The organism is Arenibacter catalasegens (genome assembly GCF_002909235.1).
In the GTDB taxonomy this organism is placed as follows: domain Bacteria; phylum Bacteroidota; class Bacteroidia; order Flavobacteriales; family Flavobacteriaceae; genus Arenibacter; species Arenibacter catalasegens.
The window spans coordinates 279809-305490 of sequence record NZ_PHQQ01000001.1 but is presented as its reverse complement, the minus strand read 5'-3'; the positions used below and the strand labels follow the sequence as shown (position 1 = coordinate 305490).

At 38.2% G+C, this 25682-nt stretch carries 21 protein-coding genes; 14 read left to right on the top strand and 7 right to left on the bottom strand.

Going from position 1 to position 25682, the window contains the following annotated elements; all coding sequences use genetic code 11:
- Positions 1–550 precede the first annotated feature (550 nt).
- From CWD90_RS01405 to CWD90_RS01395, 3 genes are all read right to left on the bottom strand, one after another.
- Positions 551–985, bottom strand: coding sequence for an RbsD/FucU domain-containing protein (locus CWD90_RS01405; RefSeq protein ID WP_103474134.1), 435 nt, complete (start codon positions 983–985; stop codon positions 551–553).
- A 264-nt stretch (positions 986–1249) separates the two neighbouring features.
- Positions 1250–2020 (bottom strand): SDR family NAD(P)-dependent oxidoreductase, encoded by a 771-nt coding sequence (locus CWD90_RS01400; protein ID WP_103474133.1) that lies wholly within the window; start codon positions 2018–2020, stop codon positions 1250–1252.
- Positions 2021–2323: 303 nt separating this feature from the next.
- Positions 2324–4633 carry a chondroitinase-B domain-containing protein gene (locus CWD90_RS01395; RefSeq protein WP_103474132.1) on the bottom strand — a complete coding sequence of 770 codons (2310 nt, stop codon included), beginning with the start codon at positions 4631–4633 and terminating at the stop codon, positions 2324–2326.
- A 137-nt stretch (positions 4634–4770) separates the two neighbouring features.
- Here CWD90_RS01395 and CWD90_RS01390 point away from each other — a divergent pair, with 137 nt between their 5' ends.
- The 7 genes from CWD90_RS01390 to CWD90_RS01360 all read left to right on the top strand — a co-directional run bounded on the left by CWD90_RS01390 (position 4771) and on the right by CWD90_RS01360 (position 12843).
- Positions 4771–5739, top strand: coding sequence for a sugar phosphate isomerase/epimerase family protein (locus tag CWD90_RS01390; RefSeq protein ID WP_103474131.1), 969 nt, complete (start codon positions 4771–4773; stop codon positions 5737–5739).
- Between the two features lie 25 nt (positions 5740–5764).
- Positions 5765–6481 carry a ribonuclease activity regulator RraA gene (locus CWD90_RS01385; RefSeq protein ID WP_103474130.1) on the top strand — a complete coding sequence of 239 codons (717 nt, stop codon included), beginning with the start codon at positions 5765–5767 and terminating at the stop codon, positions 6479–6481.
- 429 nt (positions 6482–6910) lie between these two features.
- Positions 6911–7945, top strand: a complete 1035-nt coding sequence (locus CWD90_RS01380) for an exo-alpha-sialidase (RefSeq protein ID WP_103474129.1) — start codon at positions 6911–6913, stop codon at positions 7943–7945.
- Between the two features lie 14 nt (positions 7946–7959).
- Positions 7960–9132, top strand: coding sequence for a sialidase family protein (locus CWD90_RS01375; protein ID WP_103474128.1), 1173 nt, complete (start codon positions 7960–7962; stop codon positions 9130–9132).
- A 122-nt stretch (positions 9133–9254) separates the two neighbouring features.
- On the top strand, positions 9255–11015 hold the full coding sequence (locus tag CWD90_RS01370; RefSeq protein WP_103474127.1) for an arylsulfatase: 1761 nt from the start codon (positions 9255–9257) through the stop codon (positions 11013–11015).
- Positions 11016–11152: 137 nt separating this feature from the next.
- A complete protein-coding gene (locus tag CWD90_RS01365; RefSeq protein ID WP_103474126.1) occupies positions 11153–11761 on the top strand; it encodes a YkgJ family cysteine cluster protein in 609 nt (202 codons plus the stop codon).
- A 251-nt stretch (positions 11762–12012) separates the two neighbouring features.
- Positions 12013–12843 carry an alpha/beta hydrolase gene (locus tag CWD90_RS01360; protein ID WP_103474125.1) on the top strand — a complete coding sequence of 277 codons (831 nt, stop codon included), beginning with the start codon at positions 12013–12015 and terminating at the stop codon, positions 12841–12843.
- Between the two features lie 51 nt (positions 12844–12894).
- Here the strand turns inward: CWD90_RS01360 and CWD90_RS01355 are convergent, their stop codons facing one another.
- Positions 12895–14532, bottom strand: coding sequence for an ABC-F family ATP-binding cassette domain-containing protein (locus CWD90_RS01355; RefSeq protein ID WP_103474124.1), 1638 nt, complete (start codon positions 14530–14532; stop codon positions 12895–12897).
- 255 nt (positions 14533–14787) lie between these two features.
- Between CWD90_RS01355 and CWD90_RS01350 the strand changes: the two genes are divergently transcribed.
- Both CWD90_RS01350 and CWD90_RS01345 read left to right on the top strand, forming a co-directional pair.
- Positions 14788–15663 carry a BKACE family enzyme gene (locus CWD90_RS01350; protein WP_103474123.1) on the top strand — a complete coding sequence of 292 codons (876 nt, stop codon included), beginning with the start codon at positions 14788–14790 and terminating at the stop codon, positions 15661–15663.
- A 6-nt stretch (positions 15664–15669) separates the two neighbouring features.
- Positions 15670–16317, top strand: coding sequence for a GNAT family N-acetyltransferase (locus CWD90_RS01345; protein ID WP_103474122.1), 648 nt, complete (start codon positions 15670–15672; stop codon positions 16315–16317).
- A gap of 94 nt (positions 16318–16411) precedes the next feature.
- Here the strand turns inward: CWD90_RS01345 and CWD90_RS01340 are convergent, their stop codons facing one another.
- Entirely contained in the window at positions 16412–17122 is a 711-nt protein-coding gene (locus CWD90_RS01340) for a hypothetical protein (protein ID WP_103474121.1), read from the bottom strand.
- Between the two features lie 190 nt (positions 17123–17312).
- Between CWD90_RS01340 and CWD90_RS01335 the strand changes: the two genes are divergently transcribed.
- Positions 17313–17747: a hypothetical protein gene (locus CWD90_RS01335; RefSeq protein ID WP_103474120.1), complete on the top strand. Its 435-nt coding sequence runs from the start codon at positions 17313–17315 to the stop codon at positions 17745–17747.
- A gap of 107 nt (positions 17748–17854) precedes the next feature.
- Here CWD90_RS01335 and CWD90_RS01330 read toward each other — a convergent pair whose 3' ends face one another.
- Entirely contained in the window at positions 17855–18394 is a 540-nt protein-coding gene (locus tag CWD90_RS01330) for a DUF2911 domain-containing protein (RefSeq protein ID WP_103474235.1), read from the bottom strand.
- 241 nt (positions 18395–18635) lie between these two features.
- Here CWD90_RS01330 and asnB point away from each other — a divergent pair, with 241 nt between their 5' ends.
- From asnB to CWD90_RS01315, 3 genes are all read left to right on the top strand, one after another.
- Entirely contained in the window at positions 18636–20306 is a 1671-nt protein-coding gene (gene asnB, locus CWD90_RS01325) for an asparagine synthase B (protein WP_103474119.1), read from the top strand.
- 546 nt (positions 20307–20852) lie between these two features.
- Positions 20853–22808 (top strand): DNA topoisomerase (ATP-hydrolyzing) subunit B, encoded by a 1956-nt coding sequence (gyrB, locus tag CWD90_RS01320; RefSeq protein ID WP_103474118.1) that lies wholly within the window; start codon positions 20853–20855, stop codon positions 22806–22808.
- Between the two features lie 73 nt (positions 22809–22881).
- Positions 22882–23892 (top strand): DUF6588 family protein, encoded by a 1011-nt coding sequence (locus tag CWD90_RS01315; RefSeq protein WP_103474117.1) that lies wholly within the window; start codon positions 22882–22884, stop codon positions 23890–23892.
- 22 nt (positions 23893–23914) lie between these two features.
- Here the strand turns inward: CWD90_RS01315 and CWD90_RS01310 are convergent, their stop codons facing one another.
- Positions 23915–24289 (bottom strand): hypothetical protein, encoded by a 375-nt coding sequence (locus tag CWD90_RS01310; protein WP_103474116.1) that lies wholly within the window; start codon positions 24287–24289, stop codon positions 23915–23917.
- 296 nt (positions 24290–24585) lie between these two features.
- On the opposite strand from CWD90_RS01310, the gene CWD90_RS01305 reads away from it, so the two are divergent.
- Positions 24586–25512, top strand: a complete 927-nt coding sequence (locus CWD90_RS01305) for a malate dehydrogenase (protein WP_103474115.1) — start codon at positions 24586–24588, stop codon at positions 25510–25512.
- The last annotated feature ends 170 nt before the right edge of the window (positions 25513–25682 follow it).

Here is a 25682-nt window from a genome sequence, read left to right as displayed (position 1 = left end):
TAAATTCTTCACCAATCCAAACTACACCTTCTGCTGGGTGGTTTTTACATGCGCTACTAAGTAAAAGAAAGCCACATTATACTACTGAGAAAGCGAGTAAATCTAAATTGGTTAACCAGATTGGTTTACCAAAAATACGGAAATTTGTGGAACCACCAAATATTTAACATTAAATAGGTCTATTTTATCTCTAATTAATAATACATCGCATGTGAAATTGGTAATTCGGTAAATCTAAAATTTTTCCAAGGCGAATATTGGATTGGGTACTTAAAAAAGTAATTTAGAAATAAGATCGTTCATTGCACAACACCGTTGGCATTAGTGATCTAATAAATTCAAAGTGCAGATATTTTGCTTTTGACGCTACGCTTCAACAAAAAGCCGCAAAGAGCAACTGCCCCAAAGAGGGTTGGAGATATATACCATCTGCAACTATAACCTTAACGGTAACGAAATTGCGGCTTGGGCAACAAACGAAAACTTTTATATCGGTTGTTTTCATTAGTATATCTCTTGTGATTCCAATTTGCTTTTTTTGTATTTCTTCTTAAAATCCGCTTTCTTCTGCCATTTTTACGACACCGACAGTTAGTATCAAATTAGCGAATCGGCGCTGTTCACCGGTTTGAATAATTAATGTGGTGGCAGGTTCTCTGATTTTGTCGTAGAAAGCCCATCGTTCCATCTCGATCCACGATACTTCACCCAGTAATTTTTTATAAGCATCGTGTATTTCTGCATTTGCTTCAGCAGGCTTTTCCATGACGATTGCACCTTGAACTGGGCAGACTTCCAGTATGCCTTCAAGTACTGTGAGAGCATCTAATAGTCCTGGACGAAAGTTGAGGTGTACGGTTGTCGAATTAGGGCCTTTCATAGCACCGACCGGCAAATTTCCGTCTGCAATGACAACTTGTGCAAAATGACCTGAACGCGCAAGCGCCTCCATAATTGTTGGGTGTATTACCGGAGTTTTTAGCATATAATTATCCTTAAAATAAGTAAGTAAAAAACAGAAGGAGCTAAATAACACCTAGTGTTAAGTTAAGCCAAAATCGTCGTATAATCCAATGTGACTTTTGCGGCATATCGTCGTTAATAAATAATTCCGTAGCTACAGCTATGCAATGATTTTTTGCCTAGATCTGCCACAAAATCCGCGATGCCTAATACGCCATTTCAACTTTAACGTAACACTGGTGTTTTCTTTTTTATAACAATCAATTATATTTGATTCAATAGGGAACTACATATTGTAAACACCACCATTAATGTCTAGTGTTGCACCAGTAATAAAGCCATCGTATTCGGACGCCAGATACAAAACTGCTCGTGCTACGTCAGCTACATTACCAGCTCGTTGGATTGGAATGCCTGCTGTTGTTGCAGCTGCTGATTCTTTGGATGTATGGGTGTTGTGAAATGAAGTACCCAGAATAAGTCCTGGCGCGACCGCGTTAACTCGAGTTCCTTGAGGCCCTAATTCTGCCGATAGCGCTCGTGTTAGTGTTAGAATAGCACCTTTACTGGTAGAGTAAGCTAATGACCCTGGGTGACCACCTTTACGTCCAGCAAGTGATGCCAGATTAACTATACTACTGTTGTCATTTTTTGCTAGGTAAGGAGCTGCGGCTCGCGTTACAAACATCATGGATGTAAGGTTAATATCCATTACCTTGTGCCAGAACTCAGCTTCCATTTCGCTAAGCATTTTACGCGCAACAAGTGAACCTGCGTTGTTGATCAGTATGTCTAGTCCACCAAATGCTTCTATTGTTTTTACGACCAATGCATCTGCATCGGCTTCGTTTGTTAAGTCACCAGATATAGCAACCGCTTTTTGCCCTTTGCTGGTTGCATATTCCACTAATTGGTTGGCTGTATCCGCACTGGAAAAATAGTGGATGGCTACATTAGCTCCACTGTTGATAAAGTGTTTGGTGATTGATTCTCCAATTCCTTGAGCACCAGCAGTTATGAGAACATTTTTGCCAGCTAATTTGTTATTGTTTTTCATTTTTTTCTAAATTAATTGATTTAATCATTTTTTGTGAAATAGCCTTCATTCGACACGGCGTCATCACTTACAGATTTACTTGCAGCTGTTAAATATTAGGAAAAGACAAAGGACTACGGACATTGCTACTGATGTGATAATTTTTTTATTCAGTTTTTATGGTTTGGATTCAATTTTATTTTTGATTCAAAACTCAATTTTCTATAGGTTTTGATACTTTAATAAGTATTTTATTAGGTTTTAGTTTAATTAGAAACATTGGATGTAATCCATGCAAGGTGGCTTCATGACAGGGAGATTGGTTTAATACAATAATTTCATTTCTAAATTCTCTTCAACCCTGATTTCTCCGGAATTGTTGACCTGATTGTCCGAATGTGAATTGTTTTTCGCTCCCCAAAGTAAAGCCACCAGTTTTACCGGATTGTTTTTAAAGGTGTTATTAGAAATATCGACATTTACAATGCCGTGGGAGTTAATCAGAATTCCACTTTTATCTTGTGCCCCACAATTTGTGAAGGTGCTATTGGTGACCAACAGATTCCCACCAATGGTAGATTCGTCATAACCCCCACGATAGTAATCGATCACATTGCTTTTTACATTGGAGAACCGGCAATTATTTATAGTCAGGTATTCAGTGTTATAATCTCCTAGATCATTAGTTTCTTCTGATAGTTCCAAACCATTTTCGCAGTTTAAAATCGTAGTATTTTCAAAGGTGATATGTTCTGCAAAGGACTCTTTATAGACCTTTAAGACATAGTTGAAATCACTGATGTCACAATCGGCAACCGTTAACCCAAAATGTGTAAACATATTTTTCTTTAAACTGGCGAATGCATATTGGGAATTATTTCCTTTTAAGGTGACATTTTTCAGATTTAAAAACCCTTTAGGTTGCAGTTCAAAAAGTGGTGAATTTTCTCCTCCAGAATAATTTAGCACAACTTTTGACTTATCAGAGGATTGAATGATCAACTTTTTATTAATTATCAAGGATTTCTGGATTTCATAATTTCCTGCTTCCAGAGAAATGATATCCCCATTAACCGCTTCATTTATTTTTGATTGAAGGTTTTCTGTTTTGGCAACAACTACCGTTTTAGGTTCTCGAGCTTCAGTTTCAGCTGAATACCAGCTTGGACCGTATTTGGACCTATCCAGTATTTTCGGGTCTTTAAAATCCGTATTAGTGAATGCTCCAATGGAATTGTTGTCACCCCTGGAATTTCCAACTAAATCTTTCGAAATTTTTTCAAATTCAAACCCTCGATAAGGTCCAATTTGTAAATTAGATGAAGGGATAAAAATATTTTCTCCTATTTCCTTAATTTCAAAATTTGTAGCCTCCAATCCGTCATAGGCTTTAAAATCCATACCTTGATTATTGATGAGGTTGTTTTTAAAGGTTACACCATCAGCCTTATCATGTTCAATAATTGGTGAAGCATCACCTTTTTCATTATAAATTACGTTGTTGGCAATTAATGTCCTTATGGGTCTTGCTGAGCGAATTTCCGAGGGAGGCAAAACGTCTTTCTGACTTAGATTTTGACCCACTCCGAATTGCCATGGGGAATCGCAATTTATGTAGGTATTGTAAGCGACCACTACATCTGTAACTTGATTGTATCTGTTTAGGGGTGATTTTGGAATTCCGTTCATCACGGCCAAGGCGCTTCTAAAATTCTTTCCTTTTATATTGTAGAAATAATTGTTGGTCACCCAATGTCCCGTATTGATAATTCTGATTCCGCCTATGTTTTCATTTTTACCATCGCCAATAAAGTAATTGCCATCTATGGTGCAATAATTTCCGTGTCTTGTTACCAAAGAACCTTGGCTTTTGTAGAAGACATTATTTCTGAACTCGTTGAAGTTGGTTTTACTGGAAATAATTTCAACCTCGCCGTTGCACTCTTCAAATAAATTATTGGCAACCTTTGTATAACTCGGGGACATTGAGGAATAGCTGTTGCCAATTTGAATGGTCTCCCCACTGGCACCACCTTTGGGAGGTCTTGGTCCAAAATGGTTATTAACGATTTGATGGTAATTATTTATACTCTCATTGCCCTCTAAGTCCACCCTAATAGTTGGTCCGCGATTTGTTTTTCCGGCAATGTAACTGTTGCTTAGCGTATTATGTCTTCCCCAGAATTGAACCCAGAGATCCGTATCATCGCGATGCATTTTATTAAAATCCTCTATAACGCAATTGGTAACGGTACAGTTATTTCCAATAGTTTTTTCGTCCACCCTAAATTCCAATACTGCTTCACTTGGCGAATAACCATTTCTAAAATGCAGTCCATCGACCACTAAATACTTCCCTCCAAATTTTAAATCAGACACTCCTTCAATAAAAACTTTTCCAGCTGTTTCAGCTTTAATGGTTATTGGCTTCTCTTCCGTGCCTTCACCTATAAATTTAATTCGAACATCTTTCCATATACCATTGGCCAACACAATGTTGTCACCAGCCCCTGCATTTTTTATAGCTACTTCCAGTTCTTGAGGAGTGCTTATTATTATAGTATTCAGATTAGCCTTGTCTGCACAGGCGTTAAGAATAAATAAAAAGTACAGTAAGGTTATTATTCTCCTCATAATTAATAGATTTTTCAGGAACAACTTCCAATTATAAATTGGTTAACCAGATTGGTTTACCAAAAATACGTATATTTGTAAGACTAACAAATTTTTAACATAAAAACTATCCAATAATCTAATAATCAGCACTTAAAATGAAGAAGAATATTTTAAATTATGATAGAAGGAATTTTGTTAAACTTGCAACAATGGCGGGAGCGGCCATACCGCTGATGGCATTTGATAAAGCAATGTTCAGTTCTATTACGCCTTTTAAGAATTCCTTGGAGGTAAATTTGTTTTCAAAGCATCTGCAATTTCTAGACTATAATGATATGTCCGAAGCGGCGGCGGATATGGGTTTTGACGGATTGGATTTGACAGTAAGACCCGCAGGGCATGTTTTGCCAGATCGCGTATATGAAGATTTGCCTAAGGCGGTCGAGGCCATGAAAAAATATGGTCTAAGCCCAAGGATGATGACTACTAATGTTTTGGATGTTGAAAACATGGAACAAAGGTCCGTATTGGAAACAGCCAGTAAGTTGGGACTTTCCCATTATCGCACAGGTTGGTTAACCTATCCAGAGGATAGGGAGATCTCAGAAAGTCAGATCATCTATGGCCAGCAGTTTAAAAATTTAGAGGAGTTTAATAAGAAACTGAGCCTTATCGGCTGTTATCAAAATCACGCAGGTAACCATGTAGGGGCGCCTATTTGGGATTTACCGCCTATTCTTGAGGCTGCCAAAAACGTACACATGGGTTGTCAATACGATATAAGACATGCCGTAGTGGAAGGGGGCAGTTCCTGGGAACTAGGGCTGCGACTGATCAGACCATTTATTAAATCCATCGTCATCAAAGATTTTAAATGGGGCTCTGTCAACGGACAATGGAAACCGATCAATACGCCGCTAGGGGAGGGCATGGTAGATTTTGACCGTTACTTTGCTTTGCTTAAAAAATATAAAATCAACGTACCTATATCCCTACACCTGGAGTATGACCTAGGTGGTGCCGAACATGGTGCAACAAAATTAACCATAGATAAGAATGTTGTCTTTTCCCAAATGAAAAAGGATCTAAAATTCCTTAAAGAAGCTTGGCAAAGAGCCGAATAAATTATGATAACCAAAGCATAACAATATGGATAATAAACGAAATTCCACGAAAGAGAAATTAAGCAAAGTCAGTACCGCCACCATTGCTACCTGTCTTTTTAAAAAGGGATTGAAAAAACAATTTATTCAGGACATAAAACCTTTAAAATTAGGCAAGCCTACTATGGTCGGAGAGGCCTATACCCTTCGCTATATTCCGGCCCGTGAAGATTTAAATACCATTGAAGTATTCAAAGATCCAAAACATTTGCAGCGGGTGGCCGTTGAAGATTGCCCCAAAGGCGCTATTTTGGTTATAGATAGTAGAAAAGATGCCAGGGCGGCCTCAGCAGGTTCCATATTGGTTACGCGACTAATGGTCAGAGGCGTATCGGGAATTGTAACCGATGGCGGTTTCCGGGACTCGGCAGAAATTGCTGAACTGGATTTCCCGTCCTATCACAATAGACCTTCGGCACCGACCAATCTAACCTTGCACCAGGCAATCGCCATTAACGAACCTATTGGATGCGGTGATGTTGCCGTCTTTCCGGGAGATATTTTGGTGGGGGATGATGACGGGGTTATGGTCATTCCGGCCGGAATTGCCGATGAGGTGGCCGATGAATGCTTGCAAATGGGATTGTTTGAGGAATTTGTCATGGAAAAAGTAAAAAATGGCCGATCTATTATTGGACTTTATCCTTTGGTGGATAAACAAATTGCAGAAGAATTTGAAGGTTGGAAGACAAATAAAAATTAAGACTATTAAAACTACAGCATTAATGAACAGTTGCAACTAAGCCTTAGAACTACCTCATTTCTGCTGAGGGTTTCTTGGATTCTGCCTGTGGGAACAAACTTGTCCATTATGTCGGGAACTCCTTGTTTCTATGACTTTAAACTTTTAGTTGAATAAATTACAACTATCCTTAAGCAAAGCCTAACAGGGGGCTTCTAAATTTCCTTTTGCGCATATGAAGGCCTGGGATGGTCTATTCTTTTTTTTAACGCATATATTTTATATTTTAGGAGGTTCACACTAGGCACGATCTTTAAATGGTCTACGTCTATAGAATGTGTTTTTCGGAAAAATGTGAAAAAAAAAGGAGATTATTTTTCATAATATCGGATAAAACCTTGATCCAACATCGTGTAGTTGGGGTCAATAACCAAAATCAAACCAATAAAAATGAAAAAAACCAATGTTCCTTCACTGTCATTATTGTGCTTATTCCTTGTATCTACTTTAAATGTAGTTGGCCAAACACAATTGGAAGATATTAAGGTAACCAAGATTTATTCCGATGAAAACTATAATGCCTTTACATCCTTAATAAAGTTTAGCGGAGACTTTTACTGTGCTTTTCGTTCTGGAGAAAAACACGTTTATGGTAAGGACGGCGTCATTAAAATTATTGCTTCAAAAGACGGGGTAAAATGGAGGGAAGTAGACAAAATTTCATTAAAGGGTTGTGATTTGCGGGATCCCAAATTATCCATTACTCCAGATGGGCGTATAATGGCCACTATGGGAGGTTCTATATATAAGGGAAAGACCTTAATGGGAGGGATACCTCATGTAGCATTTTCAAATACGAAAGGGGCTAAGTTCTCCTTACCACAGCCCATTAAATATGATTCCAGTTTAAAAACAAAGTTCGATTGGTTATGGAGCCTAACATGGTATGAGGGTACCGGTTATGGGGGGATGTATTCCAGAATCGAAAATAAGGAGGATAAAAATAAGACGATTATAAAATTAGTTAAAACGACCAACGGTATTGATTATGAAAAGGTATCCGATTTGGCAATTGAAGGCAATCCCAATGAATCCACCTTCCGTTTTTTGCCCAGTGGGGAGATGTTAATGCTGGTTAGAAGGGAAAAAGGAGATGGGATGGCTTATTTGGGGAAAAGTAAGGCCCCCTATAAGGAATGGACTTTTTTAGAATCACCATTTTTCATAGGTGGCCCAGATTTTATAAGTGTAGGGGAGAACCGATTTATTGGCGGGGGAAGGATAAATAGGGCATATACTGGCCTCGTTTCCTTTACAAAGGATGGCGATTTTAAGAAAGCACTTCAATTACCCTCTAATTCCGACAGTAGTTATCCCGGGTTTGTGGTAGAAAATGATACGTTGTTTATGAGCTACTATTCTTCGCACGAGACTGAAAAAACCTCAATTTATTTCGCAGAAATACCTTTGTCCAAACTTAATTAAGAAAAAATAAATTCATGTCTTTTAACATCCAAGTAACCTATTTTAAATTTTTTTCAAACCTATTTCTTTTCTCTGTGCTGCTAGGACTGGTCTTCTCCTGTAAGGGAAAAAGAGAAGAAAGTGCCAACAATAAATCATCCTTTTTAGGGCCTAAAACAGTCTTGAGTCTACAACCTTCGGCCGATAACCCTCGTAACAGCGAAGGAGATTTTATAAGGCTCAATAACGGAAAATTGTTATTTGTCTATACCCATTATACCCAAGGAACGGGTTCGGACCATGATCCCGCCTATTTGGCCAGTAGGTATTCCGAAGATGGAGGTGAAACATGGAGCCAGGAAGATGAAATGGTAATTCCAAATGATGGCGAAATGAATGTAATGTCGGTTTCCTTATTACGATTACATGATGGTTCTATAGCCTTGTTCTATCTGAGAAAGAACAGCATTGAGGATTGTATGCCTATGATGAGAGTATCCACGGATGAAGCTAAGACCTGGAGTGCTCCAGTGTCCTGTATTACTGATAAAAAGGGATATTTCGTTTTAAATAACGACCGGGTTATTCAGTTGGAAGATGGTCGTTTAATGTTTGCTGTAGCAGAACACCCCAACACTGATAAAGGTTTTGTTGCCAAGGGAAATCTTTTCTGCTATTATTCGGATGATAATGGAAAGACTTGGACGTCTAGTCAAGTGGTTCCGAACAAAACGGAAATTGTTACCCAAGAACCGGGCCTAATTGAAATGCATGATGGCCGTATCATGATGTACATTCGTGCAAGCGGTGGTGTGCAACAGCTTTCTTTTTCAGAAAATCGTGGGGCAACATGGACCCCTATAGAACCTAGTGCCATTTACTCCCCGCTTTCCCCAGCTACAATAGAAAAAGTTCCAGGGACTAAGGATTGGATTATGATATGGAACAACAATAATGGTTCCGATCCTGCTATAAAGAATAACAGAACCCCATTATCGATAGCCATTTCCAAAGATGAGGGAAAAACATGGGGCAACATTAAAAATATAGAAAAAGATCCTAAAGGATGGTACTGTTATACGGCATTGTACTTTGTAGATCCTGAAAATCTGATTTTAGGTTATTGTGCTGGCAACCGAGTCCAAAGAACCGGGCTGCTGGTCACTAATTTAACTTCCATGAAAAAGGAATGGATTAGTAGCCCTTAGTTAACAGGACGGTTTTTCTTATGTTTCCTAAGAAGACTTTTATTGTTCATGGGCATTAAATGTTTTACCTTCCTATTCAATTTGATTCATAATATAACCATCAGAACTTGAAATTCTAAAATATGATAATAAAGTACACACATCGTTTTGTTCTCCTCCTTATTTTAGGTCTAACCTTTGGCGTAAAGGCCCAACCAAAACAACGGCCCAACGTAATCCTAATAATTACAGACGACCAAGGATACGGAGATTTGGGGTTTACAGGGAATCCTCATGTAAAAACTCCGGTAATTGATGCCTTTGCAAAGGAAAGTGTGCGGTTCAATAATTTTTATGTTTCCCCTGTATGCGCCCCAACTAGGTCCAGTTTAATGACAGGACGTTATTCTTTGCGTACGGGTATGAGGGATACCTATAATGGGGGCGCCATTATGGCATCCAACGAAGTAACCATTGCTGAAATGTTGAAGCAGGCAGATTATAGCACCGGGGCTTTTGGTAAATGGCATTTAGGCGATAATTTTCCTAGTAGGCCCAGTGATCAGGGTTTTGATGAATCTGTTATCCATCTTTCAGGGGGTATGGGGCAGGTAGGAGATATTACTACTTATTTTAAGGGGGATAGAAGTTATTTTGACCCTGTGCTTTGGCATAATAACCAGCAAGAGTCCTATGACGGGTATTGTTCTGATATTTTTACCGATCAAGCCATCAATTTTATAGACAAAAATAAGGAGTCCCCTTTTTTCTGTTATTTGGCTTTTAATGCTCCACATACCCCTTTGCAGGTGCCAGATTCTTATTATCAAAAATACAAGGACTTAGACCCCTCTTCTGGTTTCGATAAGGATGGAAGGCCTTTTTCAGAAATGAGCGAGAAGGATAAGGAAGATGCTAGAAAGGTATACGCCATGGTCAACAATATTGATGACAATCTAGGGAAACTCTTTAAAAAATTGAAGGACTTGAAGCTTACGGAAAATACCCTAGTAATCTTTATGACCGATAATGGCCCCCAGCAGACGAGGTACGTAAGTGGTATGCGCGGACTTAAGGGCGATGTATACAATGGAGGAGTACGGGTTCCTTTCTATTTTAAATACCCAGCACTTGTCAAGGGGAATAGCGATGTGGAAACCATGACAGCCCATTTAGATGTACTGCCTACATTATCTGAAATCTGTGGCGTGGAAATGCCCAAAGACAGGATAATTGATGGTAAAAGTCTACTTCCCTTAATAAAAGGCAAGCAGGTGGATTGGGCCGATCGATCCTTGTTTTTTTATTGGTCCCGTCGTTACCCAGAACTATACAACAATATGGCCCTTCAGAAAGGTGGATATAAATTGGTGGGAAATACCGATTATAATGCCACTATTGAAAATTTCGAGTTGTACCATCTCAATAAAGATCCTTATGAACAGCGCAACATGATAAAAGAAAACCAAGAATTGGCTTTGGGCCTTAAAAAAGAATTGGATAACATATATAATGAATTGATCAATTCGGAAAACCTTATAAATCCTCCAAGAATTATGGTGGGTACGCCCAAGGAAAATCCGGTGATCCTTAACAGGAACGATGCTGGGGGCGAAAGGGGTATATGGAATCAGGAAGAAGTTTATGGCAATTGGGATGTGGATATTGAAGAAGGATATTATGATATTACTTATAAGTTTGTAAAACCGGTAATGGGGAATGGGAGAATGGTTTTGGAAGCCAATACCCTAGTTAGACAAATGGAGAATAAAAAAGGGACAACCGATATTATTCAAATGAAGAAGGTCTATTTTCCTAAAATGGTCGGCAATCTTATGCCTTTTTATGCAGTGGATAATAAAAATATATTTCCTTTTTGGATGGAGATGGAAAGAGTGGATTAGCGACTAAGGTTTTTTAATCCTAGTTCCTATTTAAGGTGCTGTTAACATTCACTTTAGAAATGAAATTTTCTTATTGCGACTGTGGCAATATTTGTTGTGGGATACCTTTATTGGTGTACCTTCGCACAAAAAAATTAATGTCCATAGAACGTAGGGTAAAAGCGGTTGAGGAGTTATTTGCTGGTTTAGATCAGGAAATCGCTACTTTTCAATCTCAAACGGGTCTGGGTTGTAAAGCCGGCTGTGGCAGGTGTTGCACCCATCCGGATATTGATGCTTCCCCATTGGAATTTTTGCCTTGGGCTTTTAATCTTTTTTTGAGTGGGAAGGCAGAAACTACTTTAGAGGAATTAAGGGTCACTGAAAGTACTATTTGCCCTTTATATCGACCACTATCCGTTTTGGACAGTAACAGTGGAAGATGTGGGGATTACAAGTACCGAGGGTTAATATGTAGACTATTTGGTTATGGTGCAAATAGAGATAAGCTGGGTGAACTTCGCTTGGCCACCTGTAAGATTATAAAGGAAAACCAGTCCGAACTTTATGAAAATTCTAAGGTGGCAATGAAAAATGGACTATATGTGCCAATTTTCACAGACTACTACATGAACCTTAATCAAATAGATTTTAGAATGGGCAATAGTATTCTTCCTATCAATAAGGCCATGAAGGCGGCTATTGAAGAAGTACTTCAGTATTATGCCTACCGTCCATTTCCAGAGGGATACAAGGTTATAGCATAAACTCTTAGGGATTTTTCCCGAAATTGATCTCACTACATAATTCGAGTCTTTATAGTCCATTATGGGGCAAAAATCTATTTAGTCTGCTCTGCATTCATTTTGTATAGTTTACTACGAGTGTTTTGTCTTTTTTACCTAGTTTTGAAAATGTTGTCTATTGGGGCATCACAGGGGAGACAGAATGTGTCTTTTTTTATAAACTGGCCTACATCACCTAACTAAATATTAGAAAAGATTCAAAAAATAATTGTATGAAATTGAGACGAATTTTGTCTGTACTGGTAGTTCTATTTACTGTAATAAGTGCATTTGCATCTCGGGTAGATACCCTACAAGTGAAGAGCAGATCTATGAATAAATCCATTGCCAATCTGGTGATTTTACCGGATAGTTACGCGCTACAAAAGGAACGTTTCCCAGTGCTCTATTTGTTGCACGGGGCAGGAGGGGACCATAAGGATTGGTCAACAAAAGTTTCGGATATAAAGGATTATGCAGACACCTATAATATTATTATTGTTTGTCCTGATGGCGGTAAAACAAGTTGGTATTTTGATAGCCCCATAGACAAGGAAATGAATTATGAGACTTATGTTTCAAAAGAACTTATAGGAGCCATAGATACAAATTACAATACCTTGGCGAATAGGGAGTCGAGGGCAATTACCGGTTTAAGTATGGGGGGTCATGGTGCATTTTATTTAGCTTTTAGGCACCAGGATATTTGGGGGGCTGCTGGAAGTATGAGCGGGGGACTGGATATTCGTCCATTTCCGGAGAATTGGGACCTGTCCAAACGCTTAGGCGATTATGCGGAAAATCGTGACCAATGGGAAGATAATACGGTAATTAATATGGTGCATTTGTTAAAAGGAGATAATTTGAAACTCATATTTGATTGTGGGGTAAATGATTTCTTTTATAATGGCAATAAAAGAATGCACCAAAAATTGATGGAAAGAAATATACCTCATGATTATATTGAACGCCCAGGAAGTCATAATTGGGATTATTGGGCAAATGCCATCCAATACCAATTAGTGTATTTTGATGCTTTCTTTAAATCCCAAAGGCTGCCTTAGATTTTTATAACTCTACCCTAAGGTGATTGTTGGGTATTGTGAAAAGACCAATTAGGCCTTTAAATCTATTTCCTTTAAATTTTCGATTCGGTTACGTATTAAAAAGGCGTCTATGGTCTCAAAATGTTCAATGACCCGTTTATCCTTGAATTCGAATACTTTTTGAGATAGTCCCTGTAGAAAATCCCTGTCGTGGGAAACTAAGATCAATGTACCGTCAAAGGCCAGAAGTGCTTCTTTAAGTACGTCCTTGGATTTTAGGTCCAAATGATTGGTAGGCTCATCCAAAATCAAAAGATTTACAGGTTCCAAGAGTAATTTCACCATTGCCAATCTTGTTTTTTCTCCTCCGGAAAGTACACTTACCTTTTTCTCCAAGTCATCTCCGCCAAACATAAATCTGCCTAAAATGTTTTTGATCTGTGTACGCACTTCTCCTTCTGCCACTTCATCCACAGTCTGAAAGATTGTAAGTTCAGGGTCTAACAAGGAGGCTTGGTTTTGTGCGAAATAGCCAACTTTTACATTATGTCCCAAACTACATTTTCCGTCTACCTCAATTTCACCTAAAATGGCTTTGATCATGGTAGATTTTCCTTCACCGTTCCTGCCTACGAAAGAAACCTTTTCTCCGCGCGAAATGGAAAGATTGGCATCTTTAAATACTACATGGTCGCCATAACTTTTAGAAAGTCCTTCAGCGGTAACAGGGTAGTCACCGGATCGTACAGAAGCGGGGAACCTCAATTTTAGGGCAGATGTATCTATTTCGTCAATTTCTATAATCTGCAATTTCTCCAACATTCGTTCTCGGGAGGTTACCTGGTTGGTCTTGGAATAGGTGCCTTTAAACCGATCAATGAATGTCTGGTTGTCTGCTATAAATTTTTGCTGCTCTTGATAAGCCTTTATTTGGTGGCTTCTCCGGTCTTCCCTCAGTTGCAAGTAATGAGTGTAATTAGCCTTGTAATCATAAATCCTGCCCATGGTAACCTCAATGGTTCTATTGGTGATATTGTCTATAAAAGTTTTGTCGTGCGAGATTACTACAACGGCTTTGGCCTTATTCAATAAGAAATCCTCAAGCCATATTACAGATTCAATATCCACGTGGTTAGTGGGCTCATCCAATAGTATGAGGTCCGGCTTTTGTAATAATATCTTAGCTAGCTCTATCCTCATGCGCCATCCACCACTAAATTCACTGGTAAGTCGATGAAAGTCTTCGCGTTTAAAACCTAGTCCCCCAAGTGCCTTTTCTACCTCTGCCTCATAGTTTATTTCTTCCAAGGCATAGAATTTCTCCCCCAGATCCGACACTTTTTCAATGATGGACATATAAGCGTCCGATTCATAATCGGTGCGGGTTTCCAATTCCTTGTTTAGACGTTCCATTTCATCGCGCATGCCAAAGATTTCCTTAAAAGCTTTGGATGCTTCCTCGAAAACGGTGCAGTTGTCATCTGTGAGTAAGTGCTGGGGCAGATAGGCGATTACGGAGTCCTTCGGATAACGAATATGGCCACGGTTGGCTTTTTGCTCTCCCGCAATAATCTTCATCATGGTCGATTTTCCAGCCCCGTTCTTTCCCATTAAGGCTATTTTATCGTTTTCGTTGATAACGAAAGAAACATCACTAAATAAGGTATCCCCACTAAACTCTACTGCTATTGCATCTACAGAAATCATACTACAATTTTAAGTTTGCAAAACTATGAAAAAGCAGGATATACTAACTATTTAAATACTAGGTTGTGAATTTTAGTCTCATCTCAAAATATCGGATAGTTTCCTAAAGCTAAATTTTAATCAAGTTTAGGACGGTTTCATATACTTTTTGTTGCCCAGTTGAACGAAGATAAAAGTAGTAAGGTCGAAAAATATTAGCTTTTTTATAAGGTTCTAATTCAATTGGTTACATTTATTTTGATTAATACAAGTGAAATGGATGATAAATTAGTAATAAATTTTACGCCTACGGGAATGATACCAACCAAAAAGATGACTCCACATGTTCCGGTAAGCGTTTCTGAAATAGTTGAGGATATTCTTAAGGCTTCTGAACTTGGTATAACCATGGTGCATTTACACGCTAGGGACCCTATTTCTGGAGAGCCAACTTACAAAAAGGAGATTTATGCTAAAATTATTGAAGGTATTAGAAAACATGCCCCCTACTTAGTTATCTGTGTATCCCTTAGTGGGAGAAATATAAATAAATTGGAATTTAGGGCGGATCCACTGTTGTTGGAAGGGTTTTTAAAGCCGGACTTTGGAAGCTTAACGTTAAGTTCTTTAAATTTCAATAATTCAGCCAGTGTAAATTCTCCTGAAACGGTTCAGGGTTTGGCAGCTATTATGCAAGAAAGGGGTATTGTACCTGAATTGGAAGTATTTGATATTGGAATGATTAATTATTCCAAATATTTACAGAAGAAGGGACTTATAGAGGGGCCATACTATTTTAATCTTTTATTTGGGAATATTGCTTGTGCACAGGCAGATCTTTTGCATACTGGTATTATGATACGGGACCTTCCCAAGAATTCATTTTATAGTTTGGCAGGTATAGGAAATCAACAATTGAAGATGAATTCCTTGGCAATAGCTATTGGCGCTGGGGTAAGGGTAGGACTGGAAGATAACATATGGTTTAATTCGGCCAGGACCAAATTGGCTACAAATATAGATTTACTAAATAGAATTCATACTATAGCTAAGGCTAATGATAGAGAGGTTATGTCGCCTCAAGAATTTAGGTTGAAAATGAAACTGGAACCTGGAAACGGAAAATATGGTCGAAAAATTGGATTAATTTAATAACACATGCAGATAAAGGAAAGCAGAAAAATATCAACGGTCAAAAGATTTTGGAATATCATAAAAAATGGTATGTTTTTATTTGGCCTGAAAAATCGTTTGGAGCGTATTGGGATAGTAATCACGCCTTATTATTGGGTCAAAGAAGAAGCAGAAGAATGTACGGAACCAAAAATTAAAGGAGATGTTTCAGAATTCATTTTTAGGGAGTTAAGTCTGGATGAAATGAAATTGATCAGTAAAGGCATAGACAATTTTAATATTGAAAATTTGATGGTGAATTATGAGAATAGTCAATTATGTATGGGGTTGGAACATAATGGCGAAATTGCGGCCTATATGTTCATCGGCCTAAAGGATTTGGATTATAAGGGTAACCTATTCCGGATCAAAGGGAATGAAGCGTATCTATTTAATATGTGGACCTTTCATTCTTTTAGGGGCCGAAACCTTGCCCCCTATCTGCGTTATAAGTGTTACCAACTTTTGAATGATCAGGGTCGGGATACCAAATATAGTATCACTCAATATTTCAATAAGTCGTCCATAAAATTTAAAAAAAAGCTCAATTCCAAACATTTGAAATTTTATTTATATATTAATTTGTTCGGTAAATGGCAAAAGCACTACTTACTAAAATCCTATACTTATTGAACCTATACTTATTTTGAATACATATACCTTCGGTATTTAAATAGTTGAAGTATTTGTTACTTCAATTTTTATGGAATAATAGCGAATTCCCTTATTATTTAGTTCTTGTCCTTTTTCTGAGTTTGTTAAGTCTGTCTTTGTAGTAAGACTTTAATTCATCCACAAAGGTCATTGGATTTTCATATTCAGTCAACACTTTATAAGTCTGTCGATTTTTGACTTGCGATAATTCTTCTCGGAGTTTCGTAAGCTCCATTTGCATATATGCAAATCCTGAATCCTTGCTAAGTGCTTGCCCGGCTATAGGTTGTAAAGAAGTATTGCCATTAAAAATATGTGCGTGATATGCCTGAAGGGTCATAAGGTCCCCAGATTGATATATTTCTATAAGTTGGGCCGTTATTTCGGTAGCAAACTCCAGTTTTTCCTTTTGCATAGAAAATTTATCCGGATGCACCTGTACCATGGCCTCTCGATATAAGCGCTTTTTCTGTAGTTGTTCCGTTGAATTTTTTTCGGGTAATGGTATACTTTTAGTTATTTGGACTGCTTCCTGTTCCTGATATTTTTTGCCACACTTTTTCTGGGCCCATCTTTTGTCCTTCTTTGCTTTCTTTTGTTGTTTGTAAAGTATAGAAAGTTCCTGTTCCTGAATTAATTCATCTTCAATTTTCGCACGAAGAACGTTTTCAAAAGCTAAGGTTTTTTGTTTTATGTCGCTAATTTCAAGTAGAAGGACATCTATCTCGTGCTGTAAAAGTTGAGCTTTGGAGGGAAGTTTATTAGGGAGATGGTTTTCACTCATAGTTTCCAGAGCAATTGGAATTTTTATTTTGATGGCAATTTAGACAATAAATATGGACCAAAGGATGTTCTTATGTAGGTGTAAACTTAAAATGGAACAAGGATTAAAATTTATTTCATGACTCCATGGAAAGCAATTATTATGTAAATTTAGAAGAGTATAAAGTAATTATTTTAAAAAAAATTGATAAATGGGAAATTTGAAAAGAATTATAAAATTTGGATTTTTAGCATGTACCATGCTGTTTGGTTTTTCTACTCTGGCCTATGCAGCTGTAAATAGATTGGATGTAGAAGTTAGTAATGATTCCAGTTCTTTTGACGAGGAAAAGTTTATTGGTAATTGGAAATATTCGGCCGAAAATGTGCCTTATGAGTATGCTAGGGGCATTTTATTTATTTCTAAAAAAGAAGGTTCCCTAAAAGTTGTTGTTGCCTTGCCAGGTGGAGAGCGTAAAGCTGATGATGTTGTGGTAAAAGAAAATACATTGACATTTTCCCTTAATCTTGACGGGCAATTGGTCTCCGTGAGTTTCACCGTTGAAGGTGATAAAATAAGCGGAAAGGCCACTTCAGAAGAAGGGATCTTTAAATTGAGCGGAGAAAGACGATTGGATCCGGAATAGACTTTGATGTTATCCTTGATGACCCATGACCTTTTGCTTTAGGGATAGGAATAAAAAAAACCGAAGTTCTAAACTTCGGTTTTTTTTATTTAGAGACTTGGTTTCTATTAAAAGGTAATAGGCAAAGAAACCCTGGTGTTTCCCCATCCAAGAACCATATGGGCGCCATTGTCTACGTCTTTGTATGCAATTGAAAAAGCATCCAATGATTCAGAGGCATTGCTGACACTAGCAGGAACCCTAATTACATCATCACCTTCCTGATAGGAATATGCACCCCATTGATTTAAATTTTTGTTCAAAATTACGGTCCATTCCTTATCGCCTGGGATAGTAAATACGGAATAAGTACCGGCGGCAACAGACTTTCCTCCTACAGTTGCATCCTTATAAAAAATGATTTCAGGGGCTTCATTAGCTCCGGTTCTCCATACTTTTCCGGCAGGAGCAAGTTCGGAAATTGATCGTCCCTTAAGTTGTGGGCGACTATAAGTGATTCGAACCAATTTCTGTGAAACTTTATAATCTGTTGGATAAGAGGCAATGTCTGCAGGACTCTTGTCCAATCCACTGAATTTCTGTGCTGTTGCTTCAGGGCTAAAAGCCAAAGCAAGAACCATAAGTGTAATTGTAAATAAGTTTTTCATTTTTTTCATTTTTAGAGATTGTCAAATTTAAGTAGTATTCCTTTTATTTTGAATTAAAAGTCGGTAATTTTTAGACAACTTACAAAATAGTGGGTTGCTGTAAGTGAAATCCCTTGTATTGTGATAATTTATTGTCATATACGAATTAATGGTTTCTATTTATAACTAATAAGACGTTTTATATTTTATTATGTATATATAAAGTTGATATTTGCTTTAAAATTGACATAAATATTATTATATGTGTGGAATTGTATGTGCATTTGATGTAAAGGAGAGTACAGAGACTTTAAGGCCTCAATTATTGGAAATGTCTAAGAAAATTAGGCATAGGGGGCCGGACTGGAGTGGGATATATTCTAACGATAAGGCTGTTATGGCTCATGAACGTTTGTCTATTGTGGATCCAGCTTCAGGAAAACAACCCTTGTTTAGTGAGGATAAAAAATTGGTATTAGCCGCTAATGGTGAAATATATAACCATAGGGAATTGCGTAAGCAATTTGCTGGAACCTATAATTTTCAAACAGAGTCGGATTGTGAAGTGATATTGGCATTGTATCAAAAAAAAGGAGTGGACTTCTTGGATGAAATGAATGGTATCTTTGGTTTTGCTATCTATGATGCGGAAAAAGATGAGTATTTTATCGCTAGAGATCATATGGGAATCATTCCATTATATATAGGTTGGGATGTAAATGGTACATTTTACGTAGCTTCCGAATTAAAAGCACTGGAAGGAACTTGTACTAAAATACAGTTATTTCCTCCGGGGCATTACCTACATAGCAAGGATGGGGAATTTAAAAGATGGTATTCTAGGGATTGGATGGAATATGATGCAGTAAAGGATAACGAGACTAGTATTGAGGCTATTAAAGTAGCCTTGGAGGCGGCGGTTCATAGACAACTAATGTCCGATGTTCCTTATGGTGTTCTGCTTTCAGGAGGATTGGATTCTTCTGTAACCTCGGCCATCGCAAAGAAATACGCTCAGAAAAGAATTGAATCGGACGACACTACTGATGCTTGGTGGCCACAATTACATTCCTTTTCGGTAGGTTTGGAAGGTTCTCCCGATTTGGCAGCGGCACAAATAGTGGCAAAACATATAGGTACAATACACCACGAGATAAAATTTACCATCCAAGAAGGTTTGGATGCCATCAAGGATGTAATTTACAATCTTGAGACCTATGATATAACTACTATTAGGGCTTCTACGCCTATGTATCTTATGGCCAGAGTAATTAAATCCATGGGTATTAAAATGGTTTTATCAGGAGAAGGAGCGGACGAACTATTTGGGGGTTATTTATACTTCCATAAGGCACCAAATGCGAGGGAGTTTCATGAGGAAACAGTGCGTAAATTGGATAAGCTCCATATGTACGATTGTTTAAGAGCCAATAAATCTTTGGCAGCTTGGGGTATAGAAGGGCGTGTGCCATTTTTGGATAAAGAATTTATGGACGTAGCTATGAGAATCAATCCGCAGGATAAGATGATCAACGGCGAGCGTATGGAGAAATGGGTAGTGAGGAAGGCATTTGAAGATATGTTGCCAGAAAGCGTTGCCTGGAGACAAAAGGAGCAATTTTCAGATGGGGTTGGTTATAGCTGGATAGATACCTTAAAAGAGGTTGTTCAGAAAGAAGTTACGGATGATCAATTGGCAAATGCTAAATACAGATTTCCTTTACAGACACCTACGTCTAAAGAAGAGTTTTATTATCGTTCAATTTTTGAGGAACATTTTCCATCCGATGCAGCGGCACTGTGTGTGCCGCAAGAACCGTCGGTTGCCTGTAGTACCAGAATTGCCCTGGAATGGGATGAGGCCTTTAAAAACATGAACGACCCGTCCGGTAGGGCAGTTTCTAAGGTTCATTCGGATGCTTATGTAAAATAATCCTTCTGGGTTAGATATCAAGAGTTCGATCAATCGAGTTTTTAGTTTATTTAAAATGCAAGAGGCACCCCATATGGAGTGCCTCAATTGTTTAAAGGAATCCTGTTGAACCTTGGCATGGATTTAGACTATTATATGTCACAATTAAATTCACAGCTGTAAATGACATCGAATTGGAAAGTAATGTTTCGGTCACTTCTAAAATATTAAAGAACATCAGGCCTTAATTTTATTGGGTGTGCAGTTAGGGTGGATAATGGAATCACGGACCCTTCGTTTTACGCGCTAATAAGCACTCATCTGTTCGGGTGTTTTAAGTAGATTTTACTTCTAGTGCTCTTCATATTATTTCCGTTACACGCTTTATATGGAATGGGTTGGTATGGAGTGTAATAACCCGCTTCGGTGGCTTTTAAATCGATTGGTATTTTTCCACAATTTTTGTTGATAACTTAGTGACTAATAGGGGTCATCAACCCTATATTTCATAGGGTATTGCGTATATTTGTAGGATTGCTAAAATTATAATGAAATAAGTATTTATTTATGAGCGAAGAAGCTAATAAAGACGGGCAAAAAAAGAATAATTATTCCGCAGATAGTATCCAGGCATTGGAAGGAATGGAGCATGTACGCATGCGTCCGTCCATGTATATTGGGGATATTGGTGTACGAGGGTTACATCACTTGGTATACGAGGTGGTCGATAACTCCATTGATGAGGCTATGGGAGGCTATTGTGATACCATCCACGTTACCATTAATGAGGATAATTCGGTAACTACCAAAGATAACGGACGGGGTATTCCTGTAGATTTACATAAAAAAGAAGGCATCTCCGCATTAGAGGTCGTAATGACCAAAATTGGTGCAGGGGGTAAATTTGATAAGGATTCCTATAAAGTTTCCGGTGGACTCCACGGTGTTGGTGTATCAGTAGTGAATGCACTATCCAACCATTTAAGGGCGACCGTTTATAGGGATGGAAAAATTTGGGAACAAGAATACGAAAGAGGAAAATCATTATACCCGGTAAAAAGCATCGGGGAATCTGAGGATCGCGGTACTGAGGTTACCTTTCATCCTGACGAGACCATTTTCACCCAGACCATAGAATTTAGCTATGAGACCTTGGCGAACAGAATGCGCGAACTTTCTTTTTTGAACAAAGGGGTTACTATTTCTTTGACCGATAAACGTGAAAAAGATGAGAAGGGTGACTTTCTTTCCGAAACCTTCTATTCAGATGAGGGATTAAAGGAATTTGTCCGATTTTTAGACGGTAATCGTGAGCAATTGATCCGTAATGTTATCGCTATGGAAGGGGAAAAGAACGATATCCCCGTTGAGGTAGCTATGACCTACAATACCAGTTATACCGAAAACTTGCATTCCTATGTAAACAATATAAATACCCATGAAGGCGGAACACATTTGTCCGGTTTCAGAAGGGGCCTAACCAGTACCTTGAAAAAATATGCGGATGCGTCCGGTATGCTCGACAAATTAAAATTCGAGATCCAAGGTGATGATTTTAGAGAAGGGCTTACGGCGATAGTTTCTGTTAAGGTGGCAGAACCTCAGTTTGAGGGCCAGACTAAGACTAAATTGGGTAACAGGGAGGTGTCTGCAGCTGTAAGTCAGGCGGTTTCCGAGATGTTGACCAATTATTTGGAGGAAAATCCTGATGATGCCAAGATTATTGTCCAAAAGGTGATTTTGGCGGCTCAAGCCCGTCATGCGGCTACCAAGGCCCGGGAGATGGTACAGCGTAAAACAGTAATGAGTATTGGCGGCCTGCCGGGAAAATTATCCGATTGCTCTGACCAAGATCCAGTAAATTGTGAAGTTTTTCTTGTGGAAGGGGATTCTGCGGGAGGTACTGCTAAGCAAGGAAGGGATAGGGCTTTTCAAGCCATTTTGCCTCTTAGAGGTAAGATTCTGAATGTTGAAAAAGCCATGCCACACCGGGTATTCGAAAATGAGGAGATCAAGAATATTTATACAGCACTTGGAGTAACTATAGGTACGGAGGATGATAGTAAGGCTTTGAACTTGGATAAATTGCGCTATCACAAAGTAGTGATTATGTGTGATGCGGATGTGGATGGAAGTCATATTGAAACCTTAATACTTACCTTTTTCTTTAGGTATATGCGCGAATTGATTGAAGGTGGACATGTGTATATCGCAACACCTCCGCTATACTTGGTGAAAAAAGGCACCAAGAAAAGGTATGCTTGGAACGATAAGGAGCGTGATGAAATTGCCGATAGTTTTAATGGTAGTGTAGGTATTCAGCGTTATAAAGGTCTTGGTGAGATGAATGCAGAACAATTATGGGATACAACAATGAATCCTGAATTTAGGACATTAAGACAAATTACTATTGATAATGCTACTGAGACAGATCGAGTATTCTCTATGTTGATGGGAGATGAAGTACCACCAAGAAGAGAGTTTATTGAGAAAAATGCCGTCTATGCAAACATTGATGCATAAAAAATAGTGTTTACACAACAAAAACTCGCACCATTGGTGCGAGTTTTTTAGTTTTAACCAAAATCTATTAGTTATGAGATATATATTTTTAACGAGTATTTTGTTTTTAAGTGCAATGGGATTTTCGCAATCCAATGTCAATGAATTATTTGCTGCAGGGATTAATGATGCGGAAAAATTTTCTGATAGTTATTTTGGGCCTGTATCTGAAGGCGCAATCTATAGTTTGTCAAATGGGTGGTACAACTCCGCTGATTCAAAGCCTTTAGGGGGATTTGAGATTTCGATAATAGGAAATATGACCTCTTTTAAGAATAAGGAGGATAAAAAGTCCTTTGTTTTAAATACAAGCGACTATGAAAATCTTCAGTTTGTAGATGGTAGTAGTTCTAGACCAGTGTCAACAGCTTTAGGGGATTTGGAAGGCATCCGTGTGTTTGTGGAAGGGGACGTTGGGCCAATAACTACAAGAGAGGAGTTTGAATTGCCTACGGGACTGGCTTCAGAAAATATCAATTTTATTCCTACGGCCTTTTTACAGGTAAGTGTAGGTTTAATAAAAGGGTTGGAGGTTAAGGCGAGGTTTTTGCCTAAAATTGATACAGATGATGTTGCCTTGGGATTATACGGGGTGGGTCTTCAGTACGACTTTTCTAAATTGTTACCTGCAGATAAAATATTACCAGTTGCACTTTCTGCTGTAGTGGGTTATACGCAATTGAATGCCACTTACGATTTTACCAATAGTAATATTGTAGACGGTAGCGATCAGAAGATAGATGTGGATATTAATGTTTTAACCTTTCAGGCAATCGCCTCTACTAAACTTCCGATCATTAATTTTTATGGAGGCATAGGATATGTTTCCGGGAAATCTACAACGGATATTTTGGGTACCTACAGCGTGCAATCAGGCCCATTTCAGGAAACCTATATAGATCCTTTTTCTTTAACTAGAAAGGCAAGTGGAGTTTCGGGAACTTTGGGCGCCAAATTGAAACTTGGTTTCTTTAGGTTGCATGCCGATTATTCCTTGGCGGAATTTAACAACCTTACTTTAGGAGTAAATTTTGGATTTAGATAAATCCAAAATTTACCCTTATAATTTATTCCCTTATTGCCAATACATTACCGTCATCATCGGCTAGTATTATTCCGTCTTCAGATTCGATTATAAGCACTATATCTTCTTCCTTCTCCAAACCAGGATAAGAAATAACGTATAGGCTGTCTTTTCGGACCCATTTAAAATCAGAAATAATAGTTAGCTCCTTGTTTTGATAGGTATGGTACCTACCTAGGTAGGCATCGTTAAAAATCCATTCCTGCCTCAGGGTAACGCCCTGTTTTTGGGTGGTTCCACCATCTGCGGAGATGTGGGACCATATCCCAATCACCGGATCATTGTTTTCTGTAATTCTGGTGCAATTACTTGCTAGTAGGATAGCAAGTATTGCAAAGAATGAAAATACTTTTTTCATTTTGTAGGAATTTTCTTAAGATTTGGTACTGAGTATTGAACGTGTACTTTCAGTTATGTATTGTATTAATTCGTTGTATGGAACCTTATTTTAACTTTTTTCGATAAAAGGTCTTTTTATTACGTTGAGTATAAACTAGGAAATAGCTTATTTAGACGCTCTTTTTTGCATAAACTTGTGAAAAAGATAAAATCTACCATCTAATAAAAATTAGGTGGTTTCTAACAATATGGTGGTATTATTCTGTTTAAAATCAGTATTTTTGGGGATAAAATTTAACTTAAAAGAACCTTATAATGAAAGTTACCGTTGTTGGGGCAGGTGCTGTTGGCGCAAGTTGTGCAGAGTACATTGCTATAAAGAATTTTGCATCAGAAGTAGTTGTGTTGGATATTAAGGAAGGTTTTGCTGAAGGCAAGGCCATGGATTTAATGCAAACAGCTTCCTTAAATGGTTTTGATACCAAAATAACTGGAGTTACTAATGATTATAGCAAAACAGCTGGAAGCCATGTTGCTATTATTACATCGGGTATTCCTCGTAAGCCGGGAATGACCCGTGAGGAATTAATTGGAATAAATGCAGGTATTGTAAAAACGGTATCTTCAAATTTAATTGAACATTCTCCTAATGTAATTTTGATTGTAGTTAGCAATCCAATGGATACCATGACCTATTTGGTTCACAAAACAACTAATCTACCTAAGGGCAGGATTATAGGAATGGGTGGTGCTTTAGATAGCGCTAGGTTTAAATACAGATTGGCCGAAGCATTGGAAGCTCCTATTTCCGATGTGGATGGAATGGTAATTGGCGGTCATAGTGATACAGGAATGGTGCCTCTTACGGCCCATGCCACACGAAATAGTATTAAGGTATCCGAATTTTTGACGGAAGAGCGATTGGCGCAAGTTTCCGAGGATACAAAAGTTGGTGGGGCTACCCTTACCAAATTGTTGGGTACTAGTGCTTGGTACGCACCTGGTGCTGCAGTCTCTTCCATGGTACAGGCTATTGCCTGCGATCAGAAGAAGATGTTTCCATGTTCTGCCTTTTTGGAAGGTGAGTACGATTTAAATGATATTTGCATTGGTGTTCCTGTACTATTAGGTAAAAATGGCATCGAAAAAATCGTAAAAATAGATTTGACCGAAGCAGAGAAAACGAAAATGAAAGATAGTGCAGAAGGTGTAAGAAAGACAAATAGCTTATTGACCTTATAATTCACAGGGGTTGACCAGTATTTAGGGCATCCGTCCCAAAGGTTTCCGAAGACCATCGGAACGGGGCGGATGCCCTTATTTTATAAATCTGATAAATATATTGTTAGTTCCTAAGGGAAATAATATATTTGCACGCTATTTAAGAATACCATTTTAAAATAATATAACCA